We start from the raw sequence: 14,139 nt of genomic DNA on the forward strand, positions 1-14,139 counted from the left end.
GCGTCCGTAAGGGCGGACACAGGTCCGCGAGTCGGGACGTGTGTCCGAGCACCCGGACAGATTCGCGTCTTGAAATGGCGAGGTTAGCAAAAAGCTACACAAGGCGCCTGGTTCCATCTCGGAGTCGTTGTTCCCCAAGTCCATTCGGTCTCACCCTTCAATTGGGCGCGGAGGAGCCGCGTCTCCATCGAAGGGAAACTCACTATGCAGTCTGTGCTGAAGCGGAGCGGCCGTATGGAGATGGCGATCCTCGCCCTCGCCGTGCTGGCATTCGCGCTCCTCTACTTTGCCGATCCGGCCTTTGCCGGAGCGGACACCACGTTCGACACCGCCCTCACGAAGTTCACCGACTTTCTCGAGGGCTCGGGCGGCAAGATCATTACGGTCCTCTCGCTCGCGGGCGGCATCGTGGCGCTCGCCTCGGGCCGCTTCTCCATGGGTCAGATCGCGATCCCGGTGGGCGTCGGCGTCGGCGCTGGGACCGGCATTCCGATCGTCACCTCGACCGTGACGGCGACGATCTGAAGCATCCGCACGGCTCGGTGGGGGTAGCAGCCCCGGTCATGCTCGCGGGGAGGGTGGTGCAATGGCCGCAGACAAGTACGCGATCCCATCTCATCTGGATGATCCCGAGCTGATCGGGCTGTGGACCCTGGATGAGTTCCTGGCGATGGTAATTCCCTTCGTCTGGGGGATCATGACCCAGCACATCCTTATTGGCATGGCGGCAGCGTTCGCCGGCTGGTGGGGACTTAAGAAAGCGAAGGCGGGTCGTGCAGCGTCTTGGCTGCTTCACTTGGCCTATTGGCATCTTCCGGCCGGCTTCACCGGTCTGAGAGCCACGCCACCCTCGTACCTCCGATTGATGGCGGGGTAAGATGGACCTTTCGTACAGCCATGCGCACAACCAGCGCGTTCTGAAGCAGCGCAACCTGTTGGTGGTTGTCGCAGCCGGGCTCGCCGGGCTGACGGCGCTCCTCCTCCTGTTCGGCATCTCCCGCGACCGCGAAATCGTGCTGCAGCCCGTGCTTCGCTCCCCGGTGACGGTGAGCAGCGCCGGCGTGTCGCGCGAATATCTCGAGATGATCACGCGAGATGTCGTCTTGCTGACGCTCGACCGGAGCCCGCAGAACCTCGAATATTGGATGAACTCGGTCCTCGCCATCACGGCGCCGCGGGCCCAGGGGAAGATCAAAGGCGACCTTCTCAAAATCGTCAACGAGCAGCGCGGCTCCTCCATTTCCCAGTTTTTCACGATCCAGTCGATGGAGATCGACCCGAAGAATCTCCGCTCCGAAGTGACCGGGGAGCTCCACACTATCGTCGGAAACAAGGTGATCTCGAATGAGCGCCGAACCTTCCGTTACGACTGGGAGTACCAGGGTCTCTCTCTGCGCCTGATCGGCTTCGGCATGGTCCGTACCGGCAAGGAGCAAGACCAATGACGGCCATTTACGCTTTGGGCACCGCCGCAGCCGGCACGATCCTCATGTCGCGGATCACCTGCTTCCTGAGCCGGATGATCGGCGCTTGCCTGGTGACGCTTGCGGTCTTGCTCTTCGCACAGCCCGCTTGGGCCGATCAGACGATCATGGCCGCTGACAGCGCCCAGGTGGATTGCCAGGCTTCCGCCAAGGATCTGACCCGCATCAGCCTGGTCGAGGACGAGTTCGCCAGCGTTTCCAAGATCTCGACTGGCAATCCGCAGGACGACTTCTCGGTCGTGAACGAGCCGGTGCGGGGCGACATCTATCTTAGCGTGCCGGAGGGCTACGGGCGCCCAGCGCTGTCATTCTTTGGCACCACTAAGCGCGGCTACGTTTACAAGTTCGTGTGCCGGATCTCTGGTGACCAGGCTGCCCAGGTGTTCGTGTCGAACCCCGCAATCGCCAAGGAGAAGGCGACCGAAGCTTCGCCCCAGCAGGTCGCTGCCGGCCCCCAGGACGCGGCCGTCGAGCTCGTCCAGGCGATGTATTCGAACAGCGTCGCCGATGGTTATGAGATGCGCCAGCGCGCGCTGAAGCCAGTCTATGTCGGCAAGCTCAAGGTCCAGATGATCGCCGAGTATCGCGGCCAGGACCTCACCGGAAAGGTGCTGCGCATCGAGAACATGGGCGACGCGCCGACCGAGCTGACCGAACGCACGGTCGCGCCGGCCAGCGCGCTCGCAGTCTCCATCGCCGAGCCCAGGCTCGCTCCGGGGAAGGTCACGACGGCCTACCTCGTCTCCCAGAACGTGAGGTAAGCCATGGCCTTTGCGGACATCTTCAATCGTAAGCGCAAACCGCTCGACGAGGGCGAAGGGGAAGGTGTCTCGCCCGTCGGCGGCGAGCTCGCCGGAAACGAAGCGGTCCGTCGCAAGCAGCGCATGCTCTTGGCCGGTGCCGCCGGTGTCGGCCTTCTGGTCTCGTCGATGTGGATCTTCAGCGGCGACGACGTGTCGAAGACCTCGGATGGCGACGAGGCCGAAAAGGTCGAGGTTTCGACCAAGGACCTCGTCAACCGGAACCTGTCTCAACAGGAGTGGATGGCGCTGTCGGAAAACCGCTTCGCTTCGACGGAGAACCAGCTCAAGTCGGTGAACGGTCAGACGGCGCGGGTAGACAACCTCGCCGCGCAAGTCGAGGCGCTAAAGGGCCAGAACCAAGCGATGCAGGCCGACGGGCAGCGGGTGCTCTCTGCCTACCAGGCTGAAAACGAGCAGCTCCGCAAGCAGCTGAACGAGCGCCCTACGGCGCCCGCGCCGGCACCGGGGCCGGCAGCCATGTACGGGCCGAATGGCCCGCAGGCCTATCAGCGACCTGACGCCGGGGCAGGAGCCCCGGGAGCGCTCTCGGTGAGCCGGTCGGCGGAAGTCAAGATGGTCAGCTTCTCGACCACCGACACAGGAACCGCGTCGAGGGTCACCAAGGGAAATACGGTCTATACCGACAGCCCGAACTACCTGCCGCCCAATAGCTTTGCCTCCGCCAAGGTGATCGTCGGAGTCGACGCTGCGGCCGGGGTGAACAGCCAGACCGATCCGCTTCCCGTCGTTCTGCGTGTGACGGGGCCGGCGCGGTCGGTGCTGCAAAACGGCAAGCTTCTTACGACCAAGATTCAGGGCTGCTTGATCAACGGCGCCGCGCGCGGCGAACTGTCGAGCGAAAAGGTCTACGTCAAGCTGCAGAAGATGACCTGTCCGCAACCCGGTGGGCGCTATGCGGTCTCCGAGGTCAAAGGGTTCATTGCCTTCGGCGGCAAGACCGGAGTGCGCGGCCGGGTCGTCTCCCGTGAAGGCGGTCTCGTCAGCCAAGCTTTCATCGCCGGCCTGGTCGGCGGGTTCGGGCGCGGCTTCTCGGCGAACGCCAATTCATTCCTGACGCAGCCCAACGTGACCGTGAACGGTCAGCGACAGAAGCTCGGGCTCGGAGACATCGCTCAAGGCGGGTTCGGGGAAGGCGTCGCTCAGAGCGGGGACATGGTCTCGAAATATCTGATCGAGCGCGCCGAGCAATATCAGCCGGTGATCGAGATGCCGACCGGCATCGATGTCGAAATCGTCTTCCTGGAGGGTGTCTATGTTCGGAATTGATCGTCTGCGCCAGCGCCTTTCGCCAAAAGCGATGATGCTGCTCGCCGTGCCATTCGTGGGGGTCGCCAGCGTTGCCGTCGCCGCGCAGATCGCAAGCCCGGGCAACGTCGAGGTGGCCAGTCTCCTGAAGACCCGGCTGCCCAAAACGCCGCTGACGAAGGTCGATTGCGAGAAGGTGAAGGGGCTGTGCGAGGTCACGGCCGGCTCGAACCTCTTTTATGTCGACACCAAGGCCCGCTACCTGATCATCGGCCGGGTCTATGACATGGAGACGCGGCAGGACCTGACCGCGGCCCGGCTCCTCGAAATCAACCCCGACATGCTGGTGGGAGGCGCCGCGAAGGCCAATGCGGCGTCGGCGGATGGAGACGAAGAGTCGGCTCTCGCGCCGCCGCAGGGCCGGCTGCAGAAGACATCACTTCCGGCCCGGCCCGCCACGCTTTCGCTCGATGGCCTGCCGAAGGATGGCGCAATCGTGTGGGGGAATCCTGCGGGACAGACGGTCACGGTCTTCACCGATTTCCGCTGCGGCTACTGCCGCGCCCTCACCAACGTGCTGCGCAGCATGGATGTGCGCGTCGTGGAGCGTCCGATCTCCGTCCTCGGCAGCCGCGACATCGCCGATCGCGTCTATTGCGCGAAGAACCGGGAGGAAGCTCTCCACGCCGCTTATGCGGGCGAACCGTTCAAGGGCGGCGCGTCGTGCGACACCTCCGGGCTCGATGCCAATGAAGCGTTCGCACACAAGCACGGCCTGACCGGGACGCCGGTGATCGTGCGGAGCGATGGCGCGGTCCTCGAGGGCTACCGGCCGAAGGAGTTCCTGCTGAGCTGGATCAAGGAAGCACGGTCGTGAGCGCCCGCGTCCGCTCGTGCCGCTCCGCCCTGTGCGTCGCCAGCCTGCTGGCGCTTACTGGGTGCGCGACCCTCGGTGGCAACGTCAAGGGCAGCTTCTCGTGCCAGGCACCCGACGGAATCTGCGCTCCCTCCTCGACGATCGACGATCGCGCCATGGCGATGATCTCGGGCGAGGCCGGCGACGTCATGATCCCCGCGGGACCATACCAAGCCGCGCCGCAGCCGCCGCAGCGTTCAACGCGGACCGCGCTCGCGTCGCCTCGCGCCGCGACCGGCGAAACGCCTGCCGCCCGGACGCGCGAAAAGGTGCTCCGGATCGTCTTCCAACCCTATGTCGACGATCGCGGCCGCCTCCACGAGGCCAGCGCTGTTCACACCGTGGTGCAGTCCGAATGGCAGGCGGAGGCCCTCGCCGACGCGAGACCAATCCCCGACCGCAATGCGGCCGCGGCCGCGCCGGCCGAGCTGAGCCTTGTCGAGGCGGTCGATCGTGAGGCGCCGGGAACCGTCGACATCGCTGCGTTCGATCCTAACTTGCCAGATCCCGCCGTCGTGGCCGCGGCGCGCGCGCGGGGTTCCGACCCCGTTGCCGCCATCAAGGCGGACGTTGCGAAGCGTCTGACAGCGAAGCCCGAGCGGCGCACCACGCGCTCGAGCCTGTCCGTCTCCGCTGACGCCCGAGCGTCTTCCGCTACATCGGAGACCGGAGCGGCGGCCTCTGCTTCGCAACCCGCAGTCGCCGACGCCAAGCCTCTCAAGGACCCCGCTCGACCCGCTGCGGTCCCGCCGGCCGTAAAAAACCGCCAGCCAGCGTCGCCGGCGTCATTGGCGAAGCAACCGGCGCTGGAGAGCGAGGGCGGGGCCAGCTCCGGCCCTGAAGCCATGGCGCGCGTGAAGGCGAGCGAGGCCTACCGGGATGCCGAGGCACATGTCCAAGGCGTCGCGCGGCAGGCCGGAGAAGACCCGGCACTTCCGAGCATGAAGCCTCTGACCAGCCCCACCATTCGCGCCGCGAGCTTTCCGGCGGCCGTCCCGGAGGACAAGTGATGAGCGCCAAGGCTGGCCTGTTCGACAACCTGCTGTCGGGCGTCTTCGGTGACAGCAAGCGCCCTGATGCGCAGCGGCCGGATCTTGCGGTGCCTATGCTCGCCCATTGGCTTCCGTACCGGAGCTACGATCCGAAAACTGCCATCTTCTACAACTCGTCTTCCCGAGGCTTCGTGATCGAGGTGTCGCCGCTGGTCGGTGCCGACGAGCGCACCGGCGAGATACTGACACAGTTCCTTTCCGAGGGAATCCCCGCGCCCGGTTGCCTTCAGTTCCACGACTGGATGAGTCCCCGGGTCGGGGAGCGGCTCTCGAAGTGGTATCTGCCACGCTATTCCGCGAGCGGCGTCTATGAGCGGATGGCCAAGCATCGGGTCGACTTCCTGACGGAAGGCGTCTGGAATTCGCTCTCGGCCGACGCACCGTTTTGCCTGCGCAATCATCGGGTCGCCATCTCCTATTCGACCCCGGAGAGCTCGAGCGTCTCCAATGAGGAGATCGTCGCCGTGATGGACGGCCTGGTCTCGGTGCTCGGCTCGATAGGCGTCTCGGCGCGGAAGATGGATCCGGTCGCGCTGATTGGCTGGATCGACGACATCACATCGCCGACCACCGCGGCGGGCGAGGACGTGGTCAGCTACAATCCGCTCGATCCGATCGCCGACCAGGCGGTGCGGCGCGACATCGAGATGCGAGTCGATCCGGATCGCATTCTGCTGCGGACCGAACGGTTTCGGCCAACGGGCAAGGAGGTCGATGGCGCGCCGGAAATCGGCGAGATCTATCCCGACGTCTTCGACGTTCGGTCGTTCTCCGTTCGCAATCTTCCGCAGCGCTGGGCACCCTGGGATTGCGCGCGCCTGATCGGTGACATGTTCGCCGACAAGCTGCGGATGCCCTGTCCGGTGGCCACCAACCTGTGCCTAGACTTCCCCGATCCGCAGGCGTCGAACAACAAGGCCAGCTTCAAGTTCATGCGGACCACGAGCCTCGCGGATTCGAAGTCCGCCCGGTTCTTGCCCCAGCTGCGCGATCAGTCGCAGGAGTGGAAGTTCGTCAACGACGAAATTCGGCAAGGGCGCAAGCTGGTGCGCCTGTTCTACAGCGTCACATCATTCTCGCCGAAGGGCAGGGGAGACGCCAACGAACGTATCCTGAAATCCGTCTACCGGGCGGCGGGCTGGGATCTGCTCGACGATCGATACCTCCAGGTCATGGGCCTGCTCTGCGCGATGCCCATGACGATGGCGAACGGGCTGTCGAGGGATCTCGATCGCATGAAGCGCATGCGCACGATGCTGAGTACCACCGCGGCGAACCTTGCTCCCATCCAGGGCGAATATCTCGGCGGCCATACGCCGCACCTCCTGCTGATCGGTCGACGGGGCCAGCCATTCTTCTGGAGCCCGTTCGAAAATGCGGCCGGCAACCACAATGTCGCGGTGTTCGGCAAGAGCGGCAGCGGCAAGTCCGTGGCGCTGCAGGAGCTGTGCGCCTCGCTGTGTGGCGCGGGATCCAAGGTGGTGGTCATCGATGATGGCCGGTCGTTCGAGCACTCGGCGAAATTGCAGGGCGGCGCTTTCGTCGAGTTCACCATGTCCAGCGGCTTCTGCCTGAACCCGTTCTCGATGATCGATGAAAAGCAGGCAGCCGAAGACGAGGACTATCTCCTCGACTGCATGGCGATGCTCAAGGCGATCGTGAACCAGATGTCGCGGCACATCGACCGTCTGACCGACACGGAACGTGGCCTGATCGACGGGGCGGTCAACCGGGTCTGGGAAGCGCAGGGCCGTAACGGCTCGATCGACGATGTTATCGCCGCGCTCAACGATACCGGCCACGAACTGGCCTCGCACCTGGCAATCGCCATGATGCCGTTCTCGAGCGCAGGCACCTACGGCAAGTTCTTCAAGGGCGAGGTCTCGTTCGAACTGCAGGCTCAGCTTACCGTCTTCGAGCTCTCCGATCTCTCGTCGCGCGAGGAACTGCGCAGCGTCGTCCTGACGGCGATCATGTTCATGTCGCAGCAGATGATGCGGAAGGTCGACCGGTCCATACCCAAGGCGCTGCTGCTCGATGAGGCCTGGCAGATGCTGCGCGGCGGCGCGATGGCAGACTTCATCGAAACCTATGCCCGCACCTGCCGCAAATATGGCGCGTCGCTGGTCACGGCCACGCAATCGCTCAACGACTACTACAAATCCGCTGGCTCGATCGCGGCGCTCGAGAATAGCGACTGGTTTGTCATCCTTCAGCAGAAGCCCGAGACCATCGCGGATTTCAAGAAGCACGATCGCTTCGAGATGGACGACTACACCGACGCCTTGCTCCGCTCCCTGAAGAGGAACGGCTTCGAATATTCGGACATCATGATCAAGGGGCCCGACACCCTGGCCGTCGGCCGACTGGTCCTCGACCCCTTCTCCGCGGCGCTCTTCTCGTCGAGCCCACGGACCTTCGCCGCCATCGAGGCGATGGTCGCTGACGGGCTCAGCATGGACGAGGCGATCGAGCGGATCGCCTTCCCCAACAACCCCGAGAAATGGGCGACGCCCGCCGAAGATCCGGCGGCGATCGCGGCGGAGTGAACCGATGGCGACCCTGGCTCCTGCCGACGCCGACAGCACCCGGCAGCGGCGCAAGATCGACCTCGGCTTCCTGCTCTATTTCTACCTCCACATTGCGGGGTTCCTCGCCTCGACCCTGCTGATCACATGGGGGCTGTTCGTCCTGTTCTTCCTCACGATCGGCGGTCTCTCCGTCGACGGAATGATGCACCAGCTCAACAACCTGGCGGGCCGCTACGTCTCGGCGGACGCGGCGCGCGTGGCGTCATTCAAGCATGTCCTGTTCGTCGCGCACATGCCTCTGGCCGCGGCGATCATCTTCTTCCGCCGCCACAGCATCCTGCCCTCGCGCGACCCCAAGCGGAGCAACGACAATGGCTGATCAGCCCGAACTCGATCTTCCCCCTCCCGCGAGTCACTCGTCGCCCGCGAGATTGTCCCGCGCGCAGCGGGGCTTCGCAGGGCTCACCCGCACGCAGCTGCTCCTGGGCGTTGCCCTTGTGCTGGGGCTCGTCTGGTCGATGTGGGTCACCAAGGCACTGCTCGCACCGCGAGAGGAGCACATCGTCAAGGCAAGTCTGTCCAACATCGTCGGCGAGTATGTGAACGCGCAGGCGCGCTCGGCATCGCCGCCGGCCCAGGTCGAAGCCGAGATGCGCGCGTTCATGTCCTCGCTCGACCATGAGCTGCAACGACGGAGCGCTAGCGGCCAAGTGGTCCTCGTCGGGGAGGCGGTGCTCACGAAGAACGTGCCCGACATCACCGACAGTCTCAGGAAAGCTGTCTACGCAAGCGGCGTCCGACAGCCCAGGCAGGCGAGCGCTCAGGAGTTGCAGCAGCTCCAGCAACAACTGCCGCCGGCGCCGATCCCGCAAGCATTTGCCGGCCCGGCGGCCACGATCGATCCCATGGCTGCCGCGCCGCAGAACATGGTGCCGCAGCAGGCGATGCCGGGCGGCATGCCTGCGGCGCCGACCGCGCCCGGCGCCTCGATCTCGACCTTCGGAGGCCAAGATGGCGGCAACGGCCAATAGGGCGCCGGCGACCGTATGGCGACCGCGCAAGCGGCTATGGGGGCTGTTCGCCGCTTTCGTTGCCGGCAGCGTCGTGCTCGGGGCGATCAGCGATTGGCGCGAAGATCATGCGCTGCTGATCAACACGACGGAATCGCTGCCGAACTGGGCCTTCCTCATCCATCGCAACAAGCTACCGGCCCGGGGCGATTACGTTTTCTTCGATCCTCCGGCGAGCGAGCTGGTCCGGGCGCACTTCGGCCCCAAGCCGCAGATGTTCGGGAAGATCGTCTATGGCATGCCCGGCGACATAGTGCGGCACTGGCACCTCGCGGTGACCGTGAATGGTCGCATCGTGGCCTACACCAAGCCCAGGACGAAGTCAGGCGAACCGCTGGCGATCGGCCCGAGCGGCGTGATTCCTGCTGGCTGCTATTATGTCGGCACACCTCACAAGGACGGCTTCGATTCCCGCTACGCTGCGATCGGCTTCGCCTGTCAGCGACAGATCGTGGGCACCGGGGAGGCGATCCTGTGATCCGCTGGCTGGCTCCGCTCGCCGGCATCGCCAGCCTCGGGGCGGCGGTCCTGCTCACCGGATCCGAGCGGGGGGAGGCCCGTGATTTCGGCCAGATGGGGCAGACGTTTCCTGTCGCCGAGGCGGACCTACTCTCGACCATCGAGGCACGCCTCAAGCGCGCCCAGGCGACCGGTGAGATGGATCGCGTGAACGCTGCCTTCGCCAAGCGAGCGGAAGCGAAGGTCCGACGGCCCGTGCCAGTCGCGGGGATGTCTCCGGCCGAACAAGCGCGGACCTGGAACTATGATCCGACGATCACGCTCGAGCGGGAGATCCGGGACCATAAGGGACAGGTGATCGCCGCCGCAGGCCAGAGGATCAATCCGCTCGACTTCGTGTCGATGCGCCAGAGCCTGGTGTTCGTCGACGGCGATGACGCCGCGCAGGTCGATTGGGCGACCAAGCGGTTCACCGAACTCAACGCGAAGATCATCTTCGTCAACGGCTCGCCGATCGAATCCATGACGACGCGCAAGCGCCGGTTCTTCTTCGATCAGGAGGGCCGCCTCACCGGCAAGTTCGGCATCCGGCACACGCCGGCTGTCGTCTCACAGGCGGGCAAGCTGCTGCAGGTGTCGGAGACCGTCCTGAAACCGGGAGGGCGGAGCTGATGCCACTATGGCTCGACTTCCTGCGCACGCCGATGGCGGCACCGGAAACGCGATCACTGCGCCGCATGCGCCTTATATGGCAGGGCCTCTGCCTCTCGGTGGCACTGGTCGTGGGCTTCTTCCAGCCGATCCACTCTGTGCTTGGGCGTGCCGTACCTTGCCTGGTATTGGCGCTGCTGGTCGCAGCCGGTCTATACACCTGGCTCTATCTCCACCGGAAGAACGCCGCCGACAACGCCTTCCTCGAGCGGACCGGGGAGGCGAAATGATGCGGTGGCTGCGCGCCTTCGTCGGCGTCCTTGGCCTGCTGCTCGTGATGGTGGCGTTGACGCCACGCGCGGAGGCGGCCCCGACCTGCACCGGCAAGTTCGTGAACCCCATCACCGACGTCTGCTGGTCATGCTTGTTCCCGCTCTCGATCGGAGGAGCAAAAATCTGGCCGGGAAGCCGGCCGGATACGAACAATCCCGCCTCTCCGATCTGTGCCTGCGCCGACCCGCTGCCGCGCATCGGCATCTCGGTCGGATTCTGGGAGCCCGTCCGGCTCGCCGACGTGACGATGAAGCCATGGTGCTTTCCCAACCTCGGCGGCACCCGCATCGCGCCCGGTTTCGATATCGGCCAGGGCTACCTCGCGGGTCCATCGATGGTGGGCGGTCGGTCGCAGAGCACGGCCAAGTGGCACGTCCACTGGTACGTCTATCCGCTCCTCTACTGGATGGAGATCCTGACCGATTTCCTCTGCTTCGAGCAGGCCTCCTTCGACATTGCGTACATGACGGAGATCGACCCGCTCTGGCAAGATGACTCGCTCACCGCGATCATCAATCCCGAGGCCATCGTCTTCGCCAACCCGATCGCCCAGGCGGCCTGCGCGGGCGATTGCATCGCCGGGACTGCGGCCTTGCCCCTCGATGCGCTGTTCTGGTGCGCGGGCTGCCAGGGCAGCATGTATCCCCTCAACGGCAATATCCCGGCGTCGATCGGGCACGTCCAGTCGTCCCGCCTCGCGCTGTCCCGTTTCGCCTACAAGATGCACCGAGAGGGGCTCGCATGGGGCACGATGGGCTCCGAGGGTCTCTGCAAGAAGTACCTCATGCCGATCATGCGGAAGCAGCAATATCGCTTCCAGATGGTGAACCCGATCCCGACGGTCAGCGGGCGGTTTGCCTGCTCGGCGATCGGCGCGTCGACCATGCCGCCGGATGCCGGCCGAGCCTTCCCCGCCGGCGGCGAGGACATGGGCTACCTGGTTTGGCGCAAACGCAACTGCTGCGTGTTCTGAGGAGGGAAGCATGCGCCTTCTGACATTGGGCATCACGGCTCTTCTCACCACTGCCGGCCTCTCGGCGCTCCTTGCCCAAACCGTTGACGGGGTCGACGTCCAGGCCGTGAAGAAGCGTGCCGCGGACCTTGCTGCGGAGGCACAGGCTTTCGTCGACCAGGTGAAGGACCGCGGCGATGAGTTCCGCGAGCAGGCAACCGTCGTGCGCAAGTCGGGCATGGACAACATGCAGCGCGTCGCGGCAACCGAATTGCCAAAGGGACCGGACGGCAAGATCGACTTCGATGAGCTCGTCCAGGGGGCAGCGACGAACGCGAACATTCCCGGCGGCGACGCGCCACAGTTCATCGTCTTCGCCAGCCTGTCGATGCCGACGGCCTCGCTCAAGCAGCTGATCGCCGACACCGCGAGGGCAGGGGGCGTCGTCGTCTTCCGCGGTTTCCCCAACAACTCGGCCAAGGAATTCGCCGGTCGGCTCGGGCAGATCGTGCAGAAGGACGACATGCCGAACATCGGCATCGATCCTCGCCTCTTCCGCGCCTTCGGCGTGCAAGCGGTACCGACCTACGTCGCCGTCTCCTCGACCTTCGACCTGTGCGCGGGCTTCTCCTGCGAAACCAGGGTACCACCCCATGATCGCATGGAGGGCAACGTCACGGTCGACTATGCCCTCAACACCTTCGCCCAGGCCAACGGTCCCGGCGCGCGGATTGCCTCGGTCGCGCTCGAAAACCTCGCGCGGAGCCGGCGCCAGTGAAGCTCAGGTCTCTTGCTGCCGCGCTTATGAGCGTCTGCCTGGTCATCAGCTCCGCCGGCGCTCAGCAGATGACCGTCGAGCAGGCGCGCGAAGAGGGCAAGGCTCTCGGCAACGCCAAGCGGCAGGATGAAAGCCTCGTGCCGACATCTGACGCTCAGGCTGCGGCGGTGCCCGGCTATACCGGCACCACCCAGCCCCAGAGCACCTATTTCGACGACCCGGACGCGCTGGTCGCGGCGGGAACGGCGCAGCGCACGACCAACGACTCCTATCGCACCGTCACCGACCCGGATCACACGCGGCCGACTTTCAGCAATGCCGAGATCCTCGCGACCACCAACCGCGCGACGACGGTGGAAAACGATCCCGAGGCCTACCTGCAGGGCGAGAATATCGGCTCGGAGAGCGGGCAATGCCAGCCGCTCCCGCCCGGATCGGGAGAGGGAGGCTACTACGAGGCGACATGCAATACCGGCACCAAGGTCGACGAGACGGCGCCTGTGTGCCGCGTGCCGCTCGTGGTCGACGTCACCCCCGGCGTGAACAAGTATGTCTACACCTGCGAGAATTGGTCGCGCTCTGCCGCGCAGGGTGGCGACAACCGGAGCCGCCGCTGCGTGCCGGCGTTCAACGCCCCCGTCGCCGACGGGGTCTGCCGCGAGCGGTCGCGCGAGACCGTCATGTACGATGTCTGCCTGCAGGGGAATCCGCGATTCTGCACCGAACCGGACATTCGCGAGGGCGAGATCATCACCTACGAGTGCGACAGCGCGGCGGTCACGGGTCGGCCATACACGATCGAAACGGTCGGCCAGGTCATCAATGAGCACAGGGACGAGGGCGCCTGCAATGGTGCGACGGCCGGCCAGACATGCGAGCTCGCCTCCGAGACTTGCGTCGATACGGAGCCGACGACCCGCACGATCAATGGCGTCGCCGTCACACGCGCCTGCTGGCAGTGGGAGCGGCAGTATTCGTGTCATCGCCTTTCGCAGGGCAACGACTGCGGCGATCTCGAGGGAAATCGCCAGTGCACGTTCCTGCGCGAGGAATGCCTCGACGACCCGCAGCAAGGCGAATGCAAGGTAAAGGAGAAGGTCTACCGCTGTCCCACACCGGACGCGCCAACCTCGGATGCGCCCCAATATATTTGCGGCAGTGATGTCTATTGCATCAATGGCGACTGCGAGCCGATCACGCGCGAGGCCTCGACCGAGTTCAAGGATGCCCTGGTCGCGCTTCATGCGATCGATGACGCATCGAAGGGGTTCGATCCGAACAACCTGACCGTGTTCTCCGGGACGCGCGATACGTGCCATAAGCCCGTGTTCGGTCTCATCAACTGCTGCGCGGGCAAGGTCTCGGGTGCGCTGACCCTCGCAGCCGGCGGTGCGGCGCTCGCGGGAGGGCCGGCGGCGATCGCCGCGCTCGCGACACCCTTCCTCGCCTTGTTCGCCTGTTCTCAGGACGAGATGAAGCTCGACATCAAGGACCGCATGGGACTCTGCCACAAGGTGGGGACCTGGTGCTCGTCCAGCTTCCTCGGCATCTGCAAGACGAAGAAGACCGCTTATTGTTGCTTCGAGAGCAAGCTCAGCCGCGTGCTTCAGGAGCAGGGGCGCGTCCAGATCAACAAGCCTTGGGGCAGCCCGAAGTCCGAGCAGTGCAAAGGCTTCACCATCGCCGAGTTCCAGCTGCTCGATCTGTCCAGGATGGATTTCACAGAGGTCTACGCTGACTTTCTCGACGCGGCAAAGCTGCCGGACGAGGTCCAGACGATGACCGAAATCCAGGCGAAGATTCAGAACTATTACGACCTGCATGGAGGCACTCCATGAACACCA

At 64.9% G+C, this 14,139-nt stretch carries 16 protein-coding genes; all 16 read left to right on the forward strand.

What is annotated here, in order from left to right; genetic code table 11:
- The first annotated feature begins 204 nt into the window (after positions 1–204).
- The 16 genes from XM50_RS07650 (at position 205) to XM50_RS07725 (ending at position 14,133) form a co-directional block, all read left to right on the forward strand.
- Complete coding sequence (locus tag XM50_RS07650) at positions 205–525, forward strand: TrbC/VirB2 family protein (RefSeq protein WP_037448057.1); 321 nt, start codon at positions 205–207, stop codon at positions 523–525.
- A 61-nt stretch (positions 526–586) separates the two neighbouring features.
- On the forward strand, positions 587–877 hold the full coding sequence (gene traL / locus XM50_RS07655) for a type IV conjugative transfer system protein TraL (protein ID WP_010339788.1): 291 nt from the start codon (positions 587–589) through the stop codon (positions 875–877).
- 1 nt (position 878) lies between these two features.
- Positions 879–1,445 carry a type IV conjugative transfer system protein TraE gene (locus tag XM50_RS07660; protein WP_046408705.1) on the forward strand — a complete coding sequence of 189 codons (567 nt, stop codon included), beginning with the start codon at positions 879–881 and terminating at the stop codon, positions 1,443–1,445.
- Positions 1,442–2,245: a type-F conjugative transfer system secretin TraK gene (locus tag XM50_RS07665; RefSeq protein WP_037448063.1), complete on the forward strand. Its 804-nt coding sequence runs from the start codon at positions 1,442–1,444 to the stop codon at positions 2,243–2,245. Before XM50_RS07660 ends, XM50_RS07665 begins: the two co-directional genes overlap by 4 nt.
- Positions 2,246–2,248: 3 nt before the next feature.
- On the forward strand, positions 2,249–3,574 hold the full coding sequence (locus XM50_RS07670) for a TraB/VirB10 family protein (protein WP_046408706.1): 1,326 nt from the start codon (positions 2,249–2,251) through the stop codon (positions 3,572–3,574).
- A complete protein-coding gene (locus XM50_RS07675; RefSeq protein ID WP_046408707.1) occupies positions 3,561–4,430 on the forward strand; it encodes a DsbC family protein in 870 nt (289 codons plus the stop codon). The genes XM50_RS07670 and XM50_RS07675 overlap by 14 nt, the downstream gene beginning before the upstream one ends.
- Positions 4,427–5,479: a TraV family lipoprotein gene (locus XM50_RS07680; RefSeq protein WP_046408708.1), complete on the forward strand. Its 1,053-nt coding sequence runs from the start codon at positions 4,427–4,429 to the stop codon at positions 5,477–5,479. Before XM50_RS07675 ends, XM50_RS07680 begins: the two co-directional genes overlap by 4 nt.
- Positions 5,479–8,070, forward strand: a complete 2,592-nt coding sequence (gene traC, locus XM50_RS07685) for a type IV secretion system protein TraC (RefSeq protein ID WP_037448072.1) — start codon at positions 5,479–5,481, stop codon at positions 8,068–8,070. Before XM50_RS07680 ends, traC begins: the two co-directional genes overlap by 1 nt.
- A gap of 4 nt (positions 8,071–8,074) precedes the next feature.
- On the forward strand, positions 8,075–8,431 hold the full coding sequence (locus tag XM50_RS07690; protein WP_046408709.1) for a hypothetical protein: 357 nt from the start codon (positions 8,075–8,077) through the stop codon (positions 8,429–8,431).
- Positions 8,424–9,083 (forward strand): type-F conjugative transfer system protein TrbI, encoded by a 660-nt coding sequence (locus tag XM50_RS07695; protein ID WP_046408710.1) that lies wholly within the window; start codon positions 8,424–8,426, stop codon positions 9,081–9,083. Before XM50_RS07690 ends, XM50_RS07695 begins: the two co-directional genes overlap by 8 nt.
- Positions 9,064–9,600, forward strand: a complete 537-nt coding sequence (locus tag XM50_RS07700; protein WP_046408712.1) for a S26 family signal peptidase — start codon at positions 9,064–9,066, stop codon at positions 9,598–9,600. The genes XM50_RS07695 and XM50_RS07700 overlap by 20 nt, the downstream gene beginning before the upstream one ends.
- Positions 9,597–10,253, forward strand: coding sequence for a type-F conjugative transfer system protein TraW (gene traW, locus XM50_RS07705; protein ID WP_082102862.1), 657 nt, complete (start codon positions 9,597–9,599; stop codon positions 10,251–10,253). Before XM50_RS07700 ends, traW begins: the two co-directional genes overlap by 4 nt.
- Entirely contained in the window at positions 10,253–10,522 is a 270-nt protein-coding gene (locus tag XM50_RS07710; RefSeq protein WP_046408713.1) for a hypothetical protein, read from the forward strand. The genes traW and XM50_RS07710 overlap by 1 nt, the downstream gene beginning before the upstream one ends.
- Positions 10,522–11,538 carry a conjugal transfer pilus assembly protein TraU gene (gene traU, locus XM50_RS07715; RefSeq protein WP_170172173.1) on the forward strand — a complete coding sequence of 339 codons (1,017 nt, stop codon included), beginning with the start codon at positions 10,522–10,524 and terminating at the stop codon, positions 11,536–11,538. Before XM50_RS07710 ends, traU begins: the two co-directional genes overlap by 1 nt.
- Positions 11,539–11,548: 10 nt before the next feature.
- Positions 11,549–12,295 carry a type-F conjugative transfer system pilin assembly protein TrbC gene (gene trbC / locus XM50_RS07720; protein ID WP_046408716.1) on the forward strand — a complete coding sequence of 249 codons (747 nt, stop codon included), beginning with the start codon at positions 11,549–11,551 and terminating at the stop codon, positions 12,293–12,295.
- A 26-nt stretch (positions 12,296–12,321) separates the two neighbouring features.
- The gene (locus XM50_RS07725; protein ID WP_046408717.1) at positions 12,322–14,133 is read left to right on the forward strand and encodes a conjugal transfer protein TraN; all 1,812 of its coding nucleotides are present in this window, start codon (positions 12,322–12,324) and stop codon (positions 14,131–14,133) included.
- Positions 14,134–14,139 lie beyond the last annotated feature (6 nt).

It is taken from the genome of Sphingomonas sp. Ag1, from assembly GCF_000980895.1.
Classification (GTDB): domain Bacteria; phylum Pseudomonadota; class Alphaproteobacteria; order Sphingomonadales; family Sphingomonadaceae; genus Sphingomonas; species Sphingomonas panaciterrae.